This is a genomic window from Streptomyces sp. NPDC054757, assembly GCF_053612185.1.
In genome coordinates this window covers 155094-173409 of the sequence record NZ_JBSHBW010000001.1, presented here as the reverse complement: position 1 = coordinate 173409, position 18316 = coordinate 155094, and the positions used below count along the sequence as shown (strand labels likewise).

General features: G+C 71.7%; 16 protein-coding genes and 1 pseudogene. 5 read left to right on the top strand and 12 right to left on the bottom strand.

Annotated features, from left to right (window positions below):
- Positions 1 to 48: 48 nt before the first annotated feature.
- Positions 49 to 756, top strand: a complete 708-nt coding sequence (locus ACWGKJ_RS00700; protein WP_385020915.1) for an SDR family NAD(P)-dependent oxidoreductase — start codon at positions 49 to 51, stop codon at positions 754 to 756.
- A 55-nt stretch (positions 757 to 811) separates the two neighbouring features.
- Here ACWGKJ_RS00700 and ACWGKJ_RS00695 read toward each other — a convergent pair whose 3' ends face one another.
- The 3 genes from ACWGKJ_RS00695 to ACWGKJ_RS00685 all read right to left on the bottom strand — a co-directional run bounded on the left by ACWGKJ_RS00695 (position 812) and on the right by ACWGKJ_RS00685 (position 4084).
- Positions 812 to 2506 carry a phospho-sugar mutase gene (locus ACWGKJ_RS00695; RefSeq protein WP_385020918.1) on the bottom strand — a complete coding sequence of 565 codons (1695 nt, stop codon included), beginning with the start codon at positions 2504 to 2506 and terminating at the stop codon, positions 812 to 814.
- Between the two features lie 175 nt (positions 2507 to 2681).
- Positions 2682 to 3512 (bottom strand): purine-nucleoside phosphorylase, encoded by an 831-nt coding sequence (locus ACWGKJ_RS00690; protein ID WP_385020921.1) that lies wholly within the window; start codon positions 3510 to 3512, stop codon positions 2682 to 2684.
- A gap of 134 nt (positions 3513 to 3646) precedes the next feature.
- On the bottom strand, positions 3647 to 4084 hold the full coding sequence (locus ACWGKJ_RS00685; protein WP_385020924.1) for a gamma-glutamylcyclotransferase: 438 nt from the start codon (positions 4082 to 4084) through the stop codon (positions 3647 to 3649).
- 250 nt (positions 4085 to 4334) lie between these two features.
- Between ACWGKJ_RS00685 and ACWGKJ_RS00680 the strand changes: the two genes are divergently transcribed.
- Together ACWGKJ_RS00680 and ACWGKJ_RS00675 are read left to right on the top strand one after the other, a co-directional pair.
- A complete protein-coding gene (locus tag ACWGKJ_RS00680) occupies positions 4335 to 5774 on the top strand; it encodes an NAD(P)H-quinone dehydrogenase (protein ID WP_385020927.1) in 1440 nt (479 codons plus the stop codon).
- A 204-nt stretch (positions 5775 to 5978) separates the two neighbouring features.
- Complete coding sequence (locus ACWGKJ_RS00675; protein WP_385020930.1) at positions 5979 to 6953, top strand: DeoR/GlpR family DNA-binding transcription regulator; 975 nt, start codon at positions 5979 to 5981, stop codon at positions 6951 to 6953.
- Positions 6954 to 7104: 151 nt separating this feature from the next.
- Here the strand turns inward: ACWGKJ_RS00675 and ACWGKJ_RS00670 are convergent, their stop codons facing one another.
- Positions 7105 to 8859, bottom strand: coding sequence for an acetyl/propionyl/methylcrotonyl-CoA carboxylase subunit alpha (locus ACWGKJ_RS00670; protein ID WP_385020933.1), 1755 nt, complete (start codon positions 8857 to 8859; stop codon positions 7105 to 7107).
- 567 nt (positions 8860 to 9426) lie between these two features.
- Between ACWGKJ_RS00670 and ACWGKJ_RS00665 the strand changes: the two genes are divergently transcribed.
- A complete protein-coding gene (locus ACWGKJ_RS00665; protein WP_385020936.1) occupies positions 9427 to 9861 on the top strand; it encodes a hypothetical protein in 435 nt (144 codons plus the stop codon).
- Positions 9862 to 9937: 76 nt separating this feature from the next.
- Positions 9938 to 10888, top strand: coding sequence for a LysR substrate-binding domain-containing protein (locus ACWGKJ_RS00660; protein WP_385020939.1), 951 nt, complete (start codon positions 9938 to 9940; stop codon positions 10886 to 10888).
- Positions 10889 to 11025: 137 nt separating this feature from the next.
- Here the strand turns inward: ACWGKJ_RS00660 and ACWGKJ_RS00655 are convergent, their stop codons facing one another.
- The 8 genes and pseudogenes from ACWGKJ_RS00655 to ACWGKJ_RS00620 all read right to left on the bottom strand — a co-directional run bounded on the left by ACWGKJ_RS00655 (position 11026) and on the right by ACWGKJ_RS00620 (position 18239).
- A complete protein-coding gene (locus ACWGKJ_RS00655) occupies positions 11026 to 12024 on the bottom strand; it encodes an amidohydrolase family protein (protein WP_385020942.1) in 999 nt (332 codons plus the stop codon).
- A gap of 2 nt (positions 12025 to 12026) precedes the next feature.
- Positions 12027 to 12548: a 3-hydroxyanthranilate 3,4-dioxygenase gene (locus ACWGKJ_RS00650; RefSeq protein ID WP_385020945.1), complete on the bottom strand. Its 522-nt coding sequence runs from the start codon at positions 12546 to 12548 to the stop codon at positions 12027 to 12029.
- Between the two features lie 149 nt (positions 12549 to 12697).
- A pseudogene (locus ACWGKJ_RS00645) lies at positions 12698 to 13111 on the bottom strand (RidA family protein); the annotation flags it as partial.
- Positions 13108 to 13908: a 2-keto-4-pentenoate hydratase gene (locus ACWGKJ_RS00640; protein WP_385020948.1), complete on the bottom strand. Its 801-nt coding sequence runs from the start codon at positions 13906 to 13908 to the stop codon at positions 13108 to 13110. The gene ACWGKJ_RS00640 and the pseudogene ACWGKJ_RS00645, both read right to left, overlap by 4 nt.
- A complete protein-coding gene (dmpG, locus tag ACWGKJ_RS00635; protein ID WP_385020951.1) occupies positions 13905 to 14936 on the bottom strand; it encodes a 4-hydroxy-2-oxovalerate aldolase in 1032 nt (343 codons plus the stop codon). Before dmpG ends, ACWGKJ_RS00640 begins: the two co-directional genes overlap by 4 nt.
- A complete protein-coding gene (locus tag ACWGKJ_RS00630) occupies positions 14933 to 15895 on the bottom strand; it encodes an acetaldehyde dehydrogenase (acetylating) (protein WP_385020954.1) in 963 nt (320 codons plus the stop codon). Before ACWGKJ_RS00630 ends, dmpG begins: the two co-directional genes overlap by 4 nt.
- Entirely contained in the window at positions 15892 to 16764 is an 873-nt protein-coding gene (locus ACWGKJ_RS00625; protein ID WP_385020957.1) for a 2-keto-4-pentenoate hydratase, read from the bottom strand. The genes ACWGKJ_RS00630 and ACWGKJ_RS00625 overlap by 4 nt, the downstream gene beginning before the upstream one ends.
- Positions 16761 to 18239, bottom strand: a complete 1479-nt coding sequence (locus ACWGKJ_RS00620) for a 2-hydroxymuconic semialdehyde dehydrogenase (protein ID WP_385020960.1) — start codon at positions 18237 to 18239, stop codon at positions 16761 to 16763. Before ACWGKJ_RS00620 ends, ACWGKJ_RS00625 begins: the two co-directional genes overlap by 4 nt.
- Positions 18240 to 18316: the final 77 nt, after the last annotated feature.

Below are 18316 nucleotides of genomic sequence, written 5' to 3'. Positions count from 1 at the left end.
AAGACGGGACGCCTGGCTGACCGCACCCGGAAGCCGCATCGTGGAGCCATGACCACCACACTGATCACTGGAGCGAACAAGGGTCTCGGCCACGAGACCGCCCGCCGGCTCATCGCGGCGGGGCACACCGTCTACCTCGGCAGCAGGGACGCCGGACGCGGGCGCCGGGCCGCCGATGAGCTGGGCGCCCGGCTGGTCGTCATCGACACCACCGACGACGCGTCCGTGGCGGCGGCGGCCGAGGCCGTCGCCGCCCGGGGAGGGCTCGACGTCCTGGTCAACAACGCCGGTATCGAGGAGCGCGCCGCGGACAACTCCGTGATCGGGCCGGCCGAGTTGACGGCCGACACGATGCGCGCCACCTTCGAGACGAACGTCTTCGGCACGGTCCGGGTCCTGCACGCCTTCCTCCCCCTGCTGCGCCGCTCGGCCGCCCCCGTCGTGGTCAACGTCAGCAGCGGTCTGGCCTCACTGACCGGGGCCTCCGCCCCTGACTCCCCGGGGTACGCCTACCCGGGCGTCGCCTACCCGGCGTCGAAGACGGCGGTCAACATGGTCACCGTGCAGTACGCGAAGGCGTTCCCGGAGATGCGGATCAACGCGGTGGAGCCCGGCTTCACCAAGACCGATCTGAACGGGAACACCGGCACCCAGAGCGTCGAGCAGGGCGCCGGAATCATCGTGCGCATGGCCCAGGTGTCCCCGGACGGGCCCACCGGGGGCTACTTCGACGCCGAGGGCCCCCTGCCCTGGTGACGACGGTCCCGGCAGGGGGCCCACAGGGCGCTGGGGTGGCGGGTGACGGGCGGCTCTACAGCCCCGCCGCCCGCGACAGGTCCGCCTTGAGCGCCGTCAGGATCCCCTCCGCGCGGCTCCTGGCCGCCGGGACGTCCGCGACGGCCTCCACCGGCAGGACCACCTCCAGGTAGCACTTGAGCTTCGGCTCGGTGCCGCTCGGGCGGACGATCACCCGGGCGCCCTCCAGGTGGTAGCGCAGGCCGTCCGTGGGCGGGAGGTGCTCCGTGCCGGCGGACAGGTCCTCGGCGCTCGTGACCTTGAGACCGGCCAGCTCCGCCGGCGGCTGTTCACGCAGCCGGCGCATCGCGTCCGCGATCACCGACAGGTCCTCGACGCGCACCGACAGCTGGTCCGTCGCGTGCAGCCCGTGCCGTACGGCCAGTTCGTCGAGCAGGTCGAGCAGAGTGCGGCCCTCGGCCTTCAGTACGGAGGCCAGTTCGGCGACGAGCAGGGCCGCCGTGATGCCGTCCTTGTCGCGTACGCCGTCCGGGTCGACGCAGTAGCCGAGCGCCTCCTCGTACCCGTACCGCAGGCCGTCGACGCGGGCGATCCACTTGAAGCCGGTCAGTGTCTCCTCGTACGGCAGCGAGGCCGCGTCCGCGATCCGGCCGAGCAGCGACGACGACACGATCGACTCGGCGAAGGTGCCGGTCACGCCGCGCCGGACCAGATGCGCGGCGAGCAGCGCGCCCAGCTCGTCGCCGCGCAGCATCCGCCAGTCGCCCTCGTACGGGACGGCCACCGCGCAGCGGTCCGCGTCCGGGTCGTTGGCGATGACGAGGTCGGGGGCGGCGCGGCGGGCGGTCGCGAAGGAGAGGTCCATCGCGCCCGGCTCCTCCGGGTTGGGGAAGGCGACCGTCGGGAACGCCGGATCGGGCTCGGCCTGTTCGGCGACGAGCACCGGCTCCGGGAAGCCCGCCCTGGCGAACGCGGCGAGCAGCGTCTCCTTGCCGACCCCGTGCATCGCCGTGTAGACGGTGCGGGCGGTACGGGGGGAGCCGGGGGTCAGTACGGCGTCCGTACGGGCCAGATACGCCGCCAGGACGTCCTCGCCGAGGGTCTCCCAGCCGCTCTCCGGACGCGGTACGTCGTGCAGGCTGCGCACCGCGTCGATCTCGGCCGCGATCCCGGTGTCGGCCGGGGGGACGATCTGCGAGCCTCCCCCAGATTCCATCCGGGGGGACCCCCAGCCCAGATAGACCTTGTAGCCGTTGTCGCGCGGCGGGTTGTGGCTCGCGGTGACCTCGACGCCCGCGACCGCGCCCAGGTGGCGGATGGCGAAGGCCAGGACCGGGGTGGGCAGCGGGCGCGGCAGCACGGCCGCGCGCAGCCCGGCGCCGGTCATCACGGCCGCGGTGTCCCGGGCGAAGTCCGCGGACTTGTAGCGGGCGTCGTAGCCGATGACGACCAGGCCGCCGTCCTGGCCCTGCGCCTTCAGATACGCGGCGAGGCCGGCCGCGGCGCGTATGACGACGGCCCGGTTCATCCGCATCGGCCCCGCGCCCAGCTCGCCGCGGAGCCCTGCGGTGCCGAACTGGAGGGTGCCGCTGAAGCGGTCGGCCAGCTCGGCGACGGCGTCGCCCCCGATGCCGCATCCCCCGGTGTCGGCCGTGGCCGCCTCGATGAGCTGTGCCAGCTCCTCACGGGTGTCGGCGTCGGGGTCCTCCGCCTGCCAGGTCTTGGCGCGGGCGATCAGGTCCTGCTCCACGGTGGTCTGCCTTTCTCGGGCGCGGGGGGTGTGGTGTTGGTCGACGAGGCAGATTCCAGCCCGTCCGGCGATTGAGGACATCGTTCGAGCCCGGCCGGCGTGTGAGACCGTCCTTCAGCCCGTCCGGCGCTTGAGGACGACTCCAACCCCGCCGCCCCCTGCGTGGTCCGGCGCCTCAGATCCGCTCCAGGACCTTCGAGAGCAGCGAACCCATCCGCGCGGCGGAGTCGCGCCCCGCCTGCAGCACCTCTTCATGGTTGAGCGGCTCCCCGGTCAGCCCGGCCGCCAGGTTCGTGACCAGCGAGATGCCGAGCACCTCCGCACCGGCCTCGCGCGCCGCGATGGCCTCCAGCACCGTGGACATGCCGACCAGGTCGCCACCGAGCACCCGGACCATGTTGATCTCGGCGGGCGTCTCGTAGTGCGGGCCGGGGAACTGGACGTACACGCCCTCCTCCAGCGAGCTGTCGACCTCCTTGCAGAGCGCGCGCAGCCGCGGCGAGTACAGGTCGGTGAGGTCCACGAAGTTGGCGCCCATGATCGGCGAGGTGGCCGTCAGGTTGATGTGGTCACTGATGAGGACCGGCTGGCCGGGCCGCATCCCGGGGCGCAGACCGCCGCAGCCGTTGGTCAGCACGACCGTCTTGCAGCCCGCGGCGACCGCGGTACGCACTCCGTGCGAGACGGCGGCGACGCCGCGGCCCTCGTAGTAGTGGGTGCGGCCGAGGAAGACCAGCGCGCGCTTGCCCCCGACGGCGTACGAGCGGATGCGCCCGCCGTGCCCCTCGACGGCGGGCGGCGGGAACCCGGGCAGTTCGGTCACGGCGAGATCGGCCACGGGCGTGCCCAGCGCGTCGACGGCCGGGGCCCAGCCGGAGCCCATGACGAGGGCCACGTCGTGGGTCTCTGCGCCGGTGAGCTCACGCAGGCGGGTGGCGGCGGCGTCGGCGGCGACAGTGGGGTTGTCGGCGGGGCCCTGGATGTCCGGGTTTACAGAAGCGTTCACGCCGAAGAGGGTAACCGGAAACGGCCTACGCGCGTAGATGTTCTGGCCGACGGAGTTGCGATCGTTGTCTTGTCGTTTCCGACGAACGCCGCGGGGGAGCCCCGAGGGGGCCCGGCAGGACGGATCCGCGCGCCTCAGCAGGGGCGCTTGCGCAGCTCCATCACATAGTCGTGCGGGGCGCCCGCGGACTCGGCGGCGTCGGCCAGCTCGCCCAGATACCGCGCGGACGGCAGCCCGCCCTCGTACCCGTTCAGTACGTAGAGCCACGCCGGCTCCTCGCCCTCCAGGGTGTCCACCCGGACCCGCATCCGCCGGTATATGTCGAGGCCGACGCCCTCCCAGCGGTCCATCGAGTCCTGGTCCATGGGGGCGATGTCGTACAGGGCGACGAAGACCTGCGAGCGCGGAGCCTCCACCAGCGTGGCGAGCGCTCCTTCCCAGCCCATCTGCTCCCCGCCGAAGGTCAGCCGCCAGCCGTTGAGCCAGCCGGTGCCGCGCAGGGGGGAGTGGGGGGCGCGGCGACTCATCAGCCGCGCGTCGAGGTTGCCGGCGTACGCGGCGTAGAGCGACATGCTGTCGAGGGTACGACAGTGGCATTTCCGGGCCGGGTCACTGGGCCGACCGAGCCGCCCGGAAGAGGGCCGGGACCGGGCCGTCCGGAAGGGGCCGGGACCGGCCCCGGCGGGCCCGGGGAGCCCCGGGGGTGAAGCATCTTGAAGAGTGCGGGACAATGAAGCACGTACTGCATTCCCCGGGGGCTCCCCCCGGACCCCCGGCCGGGGCGGCAGTGCGGCCGGGGTGACAACGCGAGGCGGATTTTTCGTGACCCGGATCGTGATCATCGGCGGCGGACCTGGCGGATACGAGGCGGCCCTGGTGGGCGCCCAGCTCGGCGCGGAGGTGACCGTCGTCGACTGCGACGGCCTCGGCGGGGCATCGGTGCTCACCGACTGCGTACCGTCCAAGACTCTGATCGCCACGGCCGAGGTGATGACGACCTTCGACTCTTCGTACGAGGAGTTGGGCATCATCGTCGCCGACGACACCCCGCCGCTGGAACAGGCGGCCCGGGTGGTCGGCGTGGACCTCGGCAAGGTGAACCGGCGGGTCAAGCGGCTCGCCCTGGCCCAGTCCCACGACATCACCGCGTCGGTCACCAGGGCCGGGGCCCGGGTGATGCGCGGCCGTGGCCGGCTCGCCGGGCAGCAGGCCATGGACGGCTCCCGCCAGGTGATCGTCACCGCCGCCGACGGCACCGAGGAGACGCTGACGGCCGACGCGGTGCTGCTCGCGACCGGCGGCCACCCCCGGGAGATCCCGGACGCGCAGCCGGACGGCGAGCGCATCCTCAACTGGACCCAGGTGTACGACCTGGACGAGCTGCCCGACGAGCTGATCGTGGTCGGCTCCGGTGTCACGGGCGCCGAGTTCGCGGGCGCCTACCAGGCGCTCGGCTCACGCGTCACGCTCGTTTCCAGCCGGGACCGGGTGCTCCCCGGCGAGGACCCGGACGCCGCCGCCGTCCTGGAGGACGTGTTCCGCCGCCGGGGCATGAACGTGATGGCCCGCTCGCGCGCCGCCTCCGCGAAGAGGGTCGGCGACCGGGTCGAGGTCACCCTGGCCGACGGCCGGGTCATCTCCGGTTCGCACTGTCTGATGGCGGTCGGTGCCATCCCCAACAGCGCCGGTATGGGCCTGGACGAGGCCGGGGTGCGGCTCAAGGAGTCCGGCCACATCTGGACCGACAAGGTCTCCCGTACCAGCGCCCCCGGTGTCTACGCGGCGGGCGACGTCACCGGGGTCTTCGCCCTCGCCTCGGTCGCGGCCATGCAGGGCCGTATCGCGATGTACCACTTCCTCGGTGACGCGGTGCAGCCGCTGAACCTCAAGACGGTCTCCTCCAACGTCTTCACCGACCCGGAGATCGCCACCGTCGGCTACAGCCAGGCCGACGTCGACTCGGGCAGGATCGAGGCGCGCACCGTCAAGCTGCCGCTGCTGCGTAACCCCCGCGCCAAGATGCAGGGCATCAGGGACGGTTTCGTCAAGATCTTCTGCCGCCCCGGAACCGGCATCGTGGTCGGGGGAGTGGTCGTGGCGCCCCGGGCCAGTGAGCTGATCCACCCGATCTCGCTCGCCGTCGACAACAACCTGACGGTGGAACAGATCGCCAATGCCTTCACCGTGTACCCGTCCCTCTCCGGCTCGATCGCCGAGGTGGCACGGCAGTTGCACACCCGGAAGGTGGCGGGCGAGGACTGACGCCGGGGGCTGACGGCGAGGGCCGGCACCGGGGCAGCGGCGGGTCCGCCGGGTCCGGCGGGGGTGCGGCCGGGGGAGCGGTCGATGTGCGGCCGGTCGGTGCTCGTGCCCCGTATACCACCTGCTGATCCCATCTGTGCGCACCTTCTGTTTTTCGGCGCAAAGTGCTGAGAACGATGGGCCGGTGGGGTTACTGTCTGTTCCGTGTTCGCTGCTGAACGTCGCCAATTGATCCTTGAAATGGTGCGCGCCAATGGGGCCGTGTCGCTCCGTGAGCTCGCCCGTGTCGTCCAGACCTCCGAAGTGACCGTACGTCGGGACGTGCGGGCGCTGGAGGCGGAAGGACTCCTCGACCGCCGCCACGGCGGTGCCGTGCTGCCGGGTGGATTCACGCGAGAATCCGGCTTCCCGCAGAAATCCCATCTCGCGACCGCCGAGAAGACGGCCATCGCCGATCTCGCCGCGGGGCTCGTCGAAGAAGGCGAGGCCATCGTGGTGGGGGCGGGGACCACCACGCAGGAGCTGGCCCGCCGGCTCGCGCGGGTCCCCGGGCTGACGGTGGTCACCAACTCCCTGCTGGTGGCCCAGGCGTTGGCCCATGCCAACCGGGTCGAGGTGGTGATGACCGGCGGCACCCTGCGCGGGTCCAACTACGCCCTGGTGGGCAGCGGTGCCGAGCAGTCCCTCCAGGGGCTACGGGTCTCCCGGGCCTTCCTCTCCGGCAGCGGGCTGACCGCCGAGCGCGGCCTCTCCACCTCCAACATGCTCTCGGCCAGCGTGGACCGGGCCCTGGTGCAGGCCGCGGCGGAGGTGGTGGTCCTCGCCGACCACACCAAGCTGGGCACCGACACCATGTTCCAGACGGTGCCGACGGATGTGATCACCCGGCTGGTCACCGATGAGCCGTCCCCCCAGGACGACCGTGCGGTAACGGAGTTGCAGGCGCTCGCCGACCAGGGCGTGCAGATCGCGGTGGCCGGGCCGGGTGGGACTGCGGCCGGCCCCGGGCCGGGCGGTGAGCCCCACCCGGCCGGCCGGCCGCCGCGCCGGGACATGCCGCTCCCCGGTCAGCGGCGCACCCACCCGGGCGGGCCGCAGCCGCTGCGCAGCGCGGTCTCGCTGGCCGAGCAGCAACAGCAGCAACAGCAGGCGCGGGTGGCCGATATGCGGCGCCGCTAGCTCTGCCGCTGTTCGGCTGCGGATGTGAGGCTGCGGCTGTGCGGCTGTGGCCGGTTCCGCCGCATGGAGCAGCTACGGGGTGAGCCCCGGCCCGACCACCAGAATTCACGGTGTCCGGCCGGGGCTCACCCCGTAACTTTCAGCTGTGCCGTCAGTCCTTGATCTCGCAGATCATGGCGCCGGACGAGACGGAGGCGCCGATCTCGGCGGCGAGGCCCTTCACGGTGCCGGAGCGGTGCGCGTTGAGCGGCTGCTCCATCTTCATCGCCTCCAGGACGACCACCAGGTCGCCCTCCTTGACCTCCTGGCCCTCCTCGACCGCGATCTTGACGATCGTGCCCTGCATCGGGGACGCGAGGGTGTCGCCGGAGACGGCGGAACCGGACTTCTTGGCCGCCCGGCGCTTGGGCTTGGCACCCGCCGCGAGACCGGTACGGGCCAGGGACATCCCGAGCGAGGACGGCAGCGAGACCTCAAGACGCTTGCCGCCGACCTCGACGACGATCGTCTCGCGCCCGGACTCGTCCTCGTCCGCTTCGCCGCCGGCCGGGGCGAAGGGCGGGATCTCGTTGACGAACTCGGTCTCGATCCAGCGGGTGTGGATACGGAAGGGGTCCGAGGTGAAGGCTGGGTCGACGACGACCGCGCGGTGGAAGGGGATGGCGGTGGCCATGCCCTCCACGGTGAACTCGCCCAGCGCGCGGGCGGCACGCTGGAGGGCCTGCTCGCGGGTGGCGCCGGTGACGATCAGCTTGGCGAGCAGCGAGTCCCAGGCGGGGCCGATGACCGAACCGGACTCGACACCCGCGTCGAGGCGGACGCCGGGGCCGGTCGGCGGCGCGAAGGTGGTGACGGTGCCGGGCGCGGGCAGGAAGCCGCGGCCCGGGTCCTCGCCGTTGATACGGAACTCGAAGGAGTGACCGCGCAGCTTCGGGTCGTCGTAACCCAGCTCCTCGCCGTCGGCGATGCGGAACATCTCGCGGACCAGGTCGATGCCCGACACCTCTTCGGTGACCGGGTGTTCCACCTGGAGGCGGGTGTTGACCTCCAGGAAGGAGATCGTGCCGTCGAGGCCCACCAGGAACTCGACGGTGCCCGCGCCGACGTAACCGGCCTCCTTGAGGATGGCCTTGGACGCCGCGTACAGCTCGGCGTTCTGCTCCTCGCTCAGGAACGGCGCGGGCGCCTCCTCGACCAGCTTCTGGTGGCGGCGCTGGAGCGAGCAGTCGCGGGTGGAGACCACCACGACATTGCCGAACTTGTCGGCCAGGCACTGGGTCTCGACGTGCCGGGGCTTGTCGAGGTAGCGCTCGACGAAGCACTCGCCGCGGCCGAAGGCGGCCACGGCCTCACGGACCGCCGAGTCGTAGAGCTCGGGGATCTCCTCAAGGGTGCGGGCGACCTTCAGGCCGCGCCCGCCGCCGCCGAAGGCCGCCTTGATCGCGACCGGCAGGCCGTTCTCCTCGGCGAACGCCACGACTTCGTCGGAGCCCTCGACCGGGTCCGCGGTACCGGCGACCAGCGGAGCGCCCGCGCGCTGCGCGATGTGCCGGGCGGCGACCTTGTCGCCGAGGTCGCGGATGGCGTGCGGCGGGGGGCCGATCCAGATGAGTTCGGCGTCCAGGACGGCCTGGGCGAACTCGGAGTTCTCCGAGAGGAAGCCGTAGCCGGGGTGGATGGCGTCGGCGCCCGAGTCCTTCGCGGCCTGGAGGACCTTGCCGATGTCCAGGTAGCTGGTGCCCGGGGTGTCACCGCCCAGGGCGAACGCCTCGTCGGCCGCGCGTACGTGCGGCGCGTCCCGGTCCGGATCCGCGTAGACGGCTACGCTCTTGATCCCGGAGTCCCGGCAGGCCCGTGCGACGCGGACAGCGATTTCGCCACGGTTGGCGATGAGCACCTTGTGCACGATGGCTCCCTCCTTGCGGTGTTTTCCCCGCTCGCACCCGAGCCGGGTTTACTCGGCAGGTCATCGTGCCGAAGAGTTCGCTGAAACAAGCTGAGTTTAGGGACTGCCGACACCGTGTTTCGACCTGTCCCCATGGGTGAGCTTCCCCACACACGGTGTGACACGGGCCTCGGGCGGGCCGTGAATTCCCTTGTCACACCACGGTACGGATGGTTCCCGAAACCCACAGTAGCCCCGTCATGTGGGTTAGGTCTCTGTCGGTCAGGGCCGCTGCCGCTCGCGTTTCTTTGTGGAGTCCCTACGAAGGGGCGGGCGATTCTTTGCCGCCGGTTCCGGGCCCCTGTGCCGATCCCCGCCCGGGTCCCCGGCCAGGCCCCGCCCGGGTCCCTGTCCTGGTCGATGACCCGTCATCGCCCCGGCCCTTGTCCCCGCGACTACCCGTTAGTAGCCTGCGCGTGTCGCACGTACTTGCGGTAACAAGCGTGATCCGACAGCGATCCGACCGGGATCCGACCGGATCTGACTGTCGGGTCCGGCTGCCGGATCCGACTGGGGGTGGGTGGACTCATGGCACGCAGGCCGGTGGCCCTGGTGGCTGCGATCGTCCTCGTCCTTGAGGCGTTCGGGATCGCCTTCGTGAATCTGATACTCGGCAAGGTGGCCCACAACCAGCACATGTCCCTGGCGGGCCTGAAGCCGAGCGCGATAAGCACCGGCTCCTGGGTGGGCGGCGGCGTCTTCGGCGTCTATCTGCTGCTCTGCGCGTACTTCCCGCTGCGCGCATCCCTCACGGACCGTGGGCCCGGCCGCTTCGGCCGGATCCTGCTGATCACCTGCGCGGTCGTGCACGGCGTCCTGGGGGCGCTCACCCTAGGCCTGGTCGGCTGGCCCGCCTTCGTCGCGATGATCGTGGTGCTCGGGCTGATCGTCCTGCTCCTGGTCGCGTACGACAGGGAGCGCCCGGAGCCCACCCCGGCGGACGGGGCGCCCGCGGCGGCCTGACCTCAGGCCCCGGGGCCCGTCGTCAAAGTGTCGCCCGTCGCGCGGCGTCCGGCACGCACGCCCTAAGGTCGGCCGGGTGAAGATCCCCCGCCTGCTCGACGGCCGGCTGAAGTTCCGTCATCTGGTCCTGGTCGACGCCCTCGCCCGCCGGGGCAGCGTGGTCGGCGCCGCCGTCGAACTCCATGTGACACAGCCGGCCGCCACCCGCAGCCTCCACGAGCTGGAGGACATCCTCGGCGTACCGCTCTTCGAGCGCGGCCCCCGGGGCGTCACCGCGACCGTCTTCGGAGAGGCGTTCCTCACCCACGCCAGGACCGTGCTCGCCGAGGTCACCCAGGCGGGCCGCCATGTGGTCGAGCTGGCCGACGCCGACCGCGGCACGGTGATCGTCGGCACCCACCTCGCCGGGTCGAACGTGCTGCTCCCGCGCGCCATCGCGGCGGTCAAGAAGGAACGCCCCCACCTCACCGTGGTGGTCCGGGAGGCATCGCCCGAGGCGCTGCTCCTCGAACTGGAGGCCGGGCGCATCGACTTCACCGTGGGGCGGCTGACCGTACCGTCCGACGAGCGCACCGTGCGCCGCAAGCTGTACGACGAGTCGGTCGAACTGGTCGTCAGGGCCTCGCACGCGCTCGCCGGGCACGGCGCGGTGGATCTCGCGGAGCTGGCGGACTATCCGTGGATCCTGCCGGGTGCCGAGACCGCGCTGCGCCGGGAGATCGAGGAGTTCTTCGCCCGCCACGGGATCGCCCTGCCGAGGAACCGGGTGGAGACCACCTCGTTCCTGACAGTACGTCAACTCCTGCTGGAGACCGATGTGGTGGCGGCGCTGCCCAGCCTGATCGCCCGCGACGACCCCAGGATCGTCCGCCTCGGCGTCCCCCTGGAGCCGATCGGCCACAGCGTCGGACTGACCCTGCCCGCGGCCCGTACCCCCAGCCCGTCCGCGCGGGCGCTGATCCTGGCCCTGGAGGAGGTCGCCGCCGGTATGGCCCGGCAGGGCGGTGGCGGCGGCAGCTCCTCCTGAGCGGGGCCCGCTCCCGGCGCTCAGGAAGCGAAGTCCCTTTTCCCGAGCCGGAGTTCCCGCCCCGGCGGCCGGAGTCCGTACCCTCGGGCGGCCCGGGGCCCGCACCCGGCCCGGAGTCCGCGCCCCGGAGGCCGCTCTCAGCCGCCCGTCCCCAGGAAGCGCTCCGCGTTGCCGTGCGTGATCAGCGCGCGGTCCGCCTCGCTGAGGAAGCCGCTCTTGCGTACGACGTCGCCGACCGGGCGTTCGCCCAGCGGGTACGGGTAGTCGCTGCCCACCATCACGCGGTCGGCGCCGACCGTGTCGACCAGGAGCCGCAGTGCGCGGTCGTCGAAGACCACCGAGTCCACCGAGAACCGGCCGATGTAGTGCGACGGCGGAAACAGCGAGGTGCCGATGACGTCGTTGCGACCGTGCCACGCGTTCTCCATCCGGCCGAGCCAGAAGGCGAACGAACCGCCGCCGTGCGCGAAGCAGATCTTCAGCCGTTCGTCGACCCGGTCGAAGACCCCGCCCAGGATCATCGCGAGGATCGACAGATGGGTCTCCGCCGGCATCGCGGTGAGCCACTGCGCCATCCAGCGGTCGAGCCGGGGCGAACTGGCCATGTCCCAGGGGTGCACGAAGACCGGAACGCCGAGCGAGGCGCAGTGCTGGAGGAAGGTGACGACCCCTTCGCTGTCCAGGTCGAGGTCCCCGACATGGTTGCCGATCTCCACCCCCCGGTGGCCGTTGGCGAGACTGCGCTCCACCTCGCGGCAGGCGGCGTCGGTGTCCTGGAGCGGCACCTGGCAGAAGGGGATCAGCCGGTCCGGCGCCGGGGCGGTGATCTCCAGGGCCAGATCGTTGAAGATCCGGGCGATCCTGGCGGCCTCGGCGCCGGACCTGCCGTACTGGAAGAACGCAGGGGTGGGGGAGACCACCTGGGCCCGTACGCCGTCCGCTTCCATGTCGCGCAGCCGGGTCTCCGCGTCCCAGCAGTCCCGCTGGATCCGGCGGAACTCCCGGCTGCCCATCATGATCATGGCCTCGGACTCGGACTCGATCCGCAGCCAGGGCGCGTCCGGCCCGCCGTCGGCCGTCAGATCGGGCCAGCCGCGCGGCACATAGTGGGTGTGGATGTCGATCGTCGGGTCCACGGTCAGCCCTTCCCGGGGTGGAGGGCGCCGCACTGCGGGCAGCTCCGGGCCTTCTCGTCGCCGTAGAACTCGGCGAAGACCGGCGGCAGATCGGCGACGATGTCCCGGACCTGGAGCTCGGTCTCATGGACGAGGGCCGCGCACTCGGGGCAGTACCACTGGAACCGCTCCAGGGTCCCTTCCTCGCGCACCCGCTCGATGACCAGGCCGATCGAGGCGGGGTCGGGCCGCTGCGGGGAGTGCGGGAGGCTGCCGGGGAGCAGCCAGGCCTCGCCCTCCTTGATGTGCACGGTCCGCGGGCCGTCCTCGGTCATGACGTTCACCTGCATCGCGCCCTTGACCTGGTAGAACCACTCCTCGTACGGGTCGAGGTGGTAGTCGGTCCGCTCGTTGGGGCCGCCGACGATCTGGACGATGAAGTCTTCGCCGAGCGACATGGTCCTGTTGTTCACCGGGGGCTTGAGCAGGTGCTCGTGCTCGGTGATCCAGCCCTGGAAATCGATGACCGGGGGGATGGCGGTCATGGGAGCACCTCCGTGCTGATCGTGCTGTTCTTGCTGCTCTTGCCGTGCGTGCTGGTCGTGCTGGTCGTGCTGTGCGTGTTCTGCGCCGTGTCCGTGTTCTGTGCCGTGTCCGTGGTCTGTGCGGCGGGCGGTTCTGCGGGCGGTCCGGCGGAGCGCGGCAGATGGGCCACCGCCTGGATCTCGATCAGCAGATGCGGATGCGGCAGCTGGTGCACCGCGACCGTGGTCCTGGTCGGGCCCTGCTCGTCGAAGTACTCGCCGTAGACCTCGTTGTAGCCGCCGAAGTCGTTCATGGAGACCAGATACGTGGTGAGCTGGGCGACGTCCGACAGCTCGGCGCCGACCTCGGCGAGGATGCCCCGGATGTTCTCGATGACGGCGCGGGTCTGCGCCCTGATATCGAGGCGGGTGGTGCCGAGTTCGTCGGCCTCGGCGCCCACGAAGGTGTTGTCCGGCCTGCGCGAGCTGGTGCCCGACACATAGACCACATCGCCGACGACCTTCACATGCGGGAACCGGCCGCGTGGGGTGGCCCGCCCTCTGATCACCTGTGCGCCGCTCATCGGATCCCCTTCAGCGAGACCGTGCCGAGCCCGGCCACATCGCACGTGGTCACGCCCTCCGCGAGCGGGAGCGCCGCAGTCGCCGCGCCCGCGAGCACGACCTGGCCGGCCCGCAGCGGGATGGACCGGCGGCGGCACATGTCGAGCAGCGCGTGCAGCGCGTGGACCGGGTCGCCCAGGATGGCGGCGGTCGAACCGGTCGCCTCGGCCTCACCGGAGCGCAGCAGCACCGCGCGGTTGGCCGCTTCGCCGAACGGGCGCCAGGGGCCGATCACGTAACCGGCCGCCGACGTGTTGTCCGCGACGACGTCCTCGTAGGTGAACCGGAAGTCCCGGTACCGGGAGTCGATGATCTCGATCGCCGGCGCCATCGCGTCCACACAGGACTCGATGTCCGTCAGCGGGCCGGCCAGGTCCACATCGCGGCAGAGCCGGTACGCGACCTCGGGCTCGGCCTTCGGATGGATGAAGCGGTCCAGTGCGGCATCGCCGCCGTCCGCGATTCGCATCCCGTCGGTCAGCCGGCCGACGATCACGTCGGACACGCCCATCTGGGCCATCTTCGCCTTGCTGGTGAAGCCCAGTTTCACCCCGGTGATGTGCTCGCCGCGCGCCTGCCTGCGGGCCAGCAGCGCCGCCTGCACCGCGTACGCGTCATCGATGCCGAAGGTGTGGGTGTCGGCGAGGCTCGGGGTGTCGGTCCCGGACGTCTGCGCCGTGTCGAGCCGCGCCGCCAGCTCCGCCACGGTGGCCGCGCCGAGGGGCCCCGGGCCCGTGGTGGTCTCCTGCTCGGTCACTGGCCGCTCCCGTCCGTCAGGGACCCGCGCCGTGCGGCCAGGTCCAGTGCGATGTCCACGATCAGGTCCTCCTGGCCGCCCACCAGCTGCCGGCGTCCCACCTCCAGGAGGATCTCCCGGGTGTCGAGCCCGTACCGCTCGGCCGCTCGTCCGGCGTGCAGCAGGAAGCTGGAGTAGACGCCCGCGTACCCGAGGGTCAGGGTCTCCCGGTCCACCTGCACCGGGCGGTCGCGCATCGGCCGGACGATGTCGTCGGCCGCGTCCTGGAGCGCGAACAGATCGCAGCCGTGCTCCCAGCCCATCAGGTCGGCGACCGCGACGAACGGCTCGGCCGGGCAGTTGCCCGCCCCCGCGCCCTGCCCCGCCAGCGCCACATCCACCCGGCGCGCGCCGTGCTCCACCGCCGTGACGCTGTTGGCGACCGAGAGCGAGAGGTTCTCGTGGGCATGGATGCCGATCTCGGTGGCCGGGTCGAGCACCTCGCGGTACGCGGCGACCCGGTCGGCGACGTCCCGCATGGTCAGCCGCCCGCCGGAGTCCGTCACATACACGCAGTGCGCGCCGTACGACTCCATCAGCGCGGCCTGCCCGGCCAGTCCCTGCGGGGAGTTGAGGTGGCTCATCATCAGGAAGCCCGAGACGTCCATCCCGTTCTCGCGCGCCCAGGCGATGTGCTGCGCCGCGACATCCGCCTCGGTGCAGTGGGTGGCGATGCGTACGCTCCGTACGCCCAGCGCGTGCGCCCGGCGCAGATGCTCGATGGTGCCGATGCCGGGCAGCAGCAGGGTGGTGAGCTTCGCCTGGACCAGGACGTCGGCCGCCGCCTCGATCCACTCCTCGTCGGAGTGCGCGCCGAAGCCGTAGGTGGCGCTCGACCCGCCGAGCCCGTCGCCGTGCGCGACCTCGATGGCGGCGACCCCCGCCCGGTCCAGTGCGCCGACGATCCGGCGCACCTGGTCGACGGTGTACATATGACCCATCGCGTGCATGCCGTCGCGGAGGGTCACATCCTGTATGTAGAGCTTCATGGGGTCACCCATCCTCGGAGTGCGGCGGTCTTCTCGGCGGTGCGGACCGCGGCGGAGGTCATGATGTCGAGGTTCCCGGCGTAGTCCGGGAGGTAGTGGCCCGCGCCGATGACCTCCAGGAAGACGGAGACGCGGAGTCCGGTGACCCGGCGGCCGAGCGCCGGGACCAGGACATCGGTGACCTCCTCGAACTGCATCTCCTGCTTGAGCCGGTAGCCGGGCACATACGTGCGTACCGCCTCGGCCATCTCGCGTACGGAGGCGGCGATCCGCTCCCGTACACCGGCCGGTACGGCCCCTTCGACCAGGCAGTGCACCGTGTCGCGCATGGCGAGCGGGGGCTCGGCGGGGTTGAGCACGATGATCGCCTTGCCCACCGCGGCGCCGCCGACAACCCGGATGGCCTCGCCGGTGGTCTCGGTGAACTCGTCGATGTTGGCGCGGGTGCCGGGCCCCGCCGAGCGGGAGGCGATGGAGGCGACGATCTCGCCGTACGCGACGGGGGCGATCCGGGAGACCGCGGCGACGACCGGGATGGTCGCCTGCCCGCCGCAGGTCACCATGTTGACGTCCGGTGCGTCCAGATGCTCGTCCAGGTTGACGGACGGCACGACGAACGGACCCAGCGCGGCGGGGGTCAGGTCGATCATCAACTTGCCGTGGGCGCGGGCGAGTTCGGCGTTACGGACATGGGCGCCGGCCGATGTGGCGTCGAAGATCACCTTGATGTCGGCGAACTCCGCCATCTCCACCAGCCCTTCGACGCCCCGGTGGGTGGTGGCGACCTTGAGCCGTGCGGCGCGGGCGAGGCCGTCCGACGCCGGGTCGATCCCGGCCATCGCGCCCATGCGCAGGGTCTTCGACAGCCGCAGCACCTTGATCATGAGGTCGGTGCCGATATTGCCGGAGCCGATGACGGCGACCGGGACGGTGCCGGACGCCGATGCTGATGTGCTCACTGGGTCCTCTCTTCGCCGGCGGTCCGTGCCGCCGCCTCGATGACGGCGTCGACCTCGCCGATTCCGTCCAGTTCGAGCCGGAACCGGCCCCCTCCGGTGACCGGCACCATCGGCCCGAGCGCGCCGGACATGACCACGTCACCGGCCCGCAACGGCCGCCCCCGCGCGGCGAGTTCGCGCGCCAGCCAGGCGACCGCGACGACCGGTGAGCCGAGGCAGGCGTGACCGGCGCCGAACGCGACGGGATCGCCGTCGCGCCGGAGCGTCATCCCGACCCGGGCGAGGTCGAGGCCGGTCAGTGAGTACGGGGTGGTGCCGAGGACCACCGCGCCGCTGGAGGCGTTGTCCGCCACGGTGTCGGTGAGGGACAGGTCCCAGCCGGCGATCCGCGAGTCCACGATCTCGATGGCGGGGAGCACGAACTCGGTGGCCCGCAGGACGTCCGCGACGCCCGCGCCCGGCCGGTCGATGTCCCGGCCCAGTACGAACGCGATCTCGCCCTCGGCGCGTGGCTGGAGGAACCGGCCGTACGGCAGCGGCTCGGTGTGGGCGTACACCATGTCGTCGAAGAGCACCCCGAAGTCCGGCTGGTAGACACCGAACTGCTGCTGTACGGCGGGGGCGGTGAGCCCGATCTTGGCGCCCGCGATCCGGGCGCCGGCCGCGCTCCTGGCCTCGGTGAGCCGGCGCTGCACCTCATAGGCGGCGTCCAGATCGGTGCGGCCGATGAACTCCCTGACGGGTGCGCACGGGGTGCGGGTGGCGGCGGCCTCGGCGAGCCGGGCGACAGCGGCGCCGACACCGGCGTCGGCATCGGGGCCTTCGGCGGCCGTCCCGGCGCCGGTCCTGGGGGAGGGGTGATCGTTCACAGCTGTACGCACACATTCGTCGGCTCTGTGTAGAAGTGCATCGAGGACGCGCCGCCCTCCCGGCCGATGCCGGAGAGCCCGGTACCGCCGAAGGGGGAGCGCAGATCGCGCAGGAACCAGGTGTTGACCCAGGCCATCCCGGTGTCCATCGCCTGGGCCACCCGGTGGCCGCGGCGCAGGTCGTTGGTCCAGACGGAGGCCGCGAGGCCGTACTCGGTGTCGTTGGCGAGCGCGACGGCCTCCTCCTCGGTGTCGAAGGGGATCAGTGCGGCCACCGGGCCGAAGATCTCCTCGCGTACCGGCCGGTCCGTCTGGTCCAGCCCGGTCCAGAGCGTCGGCTCGATCCACGAACCGCCCGCCAGCTCCGGGCCCAGCTCCGGCACACCGCCACCGGTGAGCACCTTCGCCCCGGCCTGCTCGGCGAGGTCGAAGTAGCCCAGCACCTTGGCGCGGTGGGCCTGCGAGATGAGCGGCCCCGTGGTGGTCCGCTCGTCGCCGGGGGAGCCGAGGCGCAGGGCGCGGGCGCGTGCGGTCAGGCCGTCCGCGATGTCCGCGAACACCGAGCGCTGTACGTACACCCGCTCGGTGCAGAGGCAGACCTGGCCGGTGTTGGTGAAGACGGACCTGGCCAGTCCGTCGAGCGTCTCCTCGATGTCGGCGTCGTCGAAGACCAGGGCGGCGTTCTTGCCGCCCAGTTCGAAGGAGACCGGCCGCACCCGGGGTGCGACGGTCCGCATGACCTGCGAGCCGGTGGCGGACGAGCCGGTGAAGGTCACCCCGTCGATCCCCGGATGGGACGTCAGATACGCGCCCGCCGAACCACCGCCGAAGCCGTGCACCACGTTGTAGACCCCGGCGGGCAGGCCGACTTCGGCCAGCACCTCGGCCAGCAGGGTCGCGGTGGCGGGCGTCTCCTCGCTCGGCTTGACCACCACCGCGTTGCCGCAGGCGAGCGCGGGGGCGACCTTCCACGTCAGCAGCAGGAGCGGCAGGTTCCACGGCACGATGACCGCGACGACCCCGAGCGGCTTGCGCACCGCGTAGTTGAGAGCCTGCCGGCCGCCGGGGAGGTCGGTCACGAACGACTCCTGGCCGGCGGCCCCGACCACGTCGGCGAAGGCACGGAAGTTGGCGACGGCCCGTGCGACATCGAGCGAACGGGCCTGGGCCACCGGCTTGCCGGTGTCGGCCACCTCGGCGGCCACGAACTCCTCGAAGCGTTCCTCGATCCGGTCGGCGGCCCGCCGCAGCAGCGCGGTCCGCTCCCCGACGGGCGTACCCGCCCAGCCGTCGTGCAGAGCCCGTCTGGCCCCCCGTACGGCCCGGTCCACCAGCGGTCCGTCCGCCTCGTGCACCCGGGCGTACACCCGGCCGGTCGCCGGGTCCACCGCGTCGAAGCCCCGGACCGACCCGTCCGGTTCCACGAACCGTCCCTCTACGAAGTTGCGGATCCACCGCCCTGTATCTGCCGTCATGCGTCCACTGTGGGCCGCCGACCCATACCGTACAAATGCGCTTCCTGCGCCTCGGTATAAGTAAACTGGTATACCTG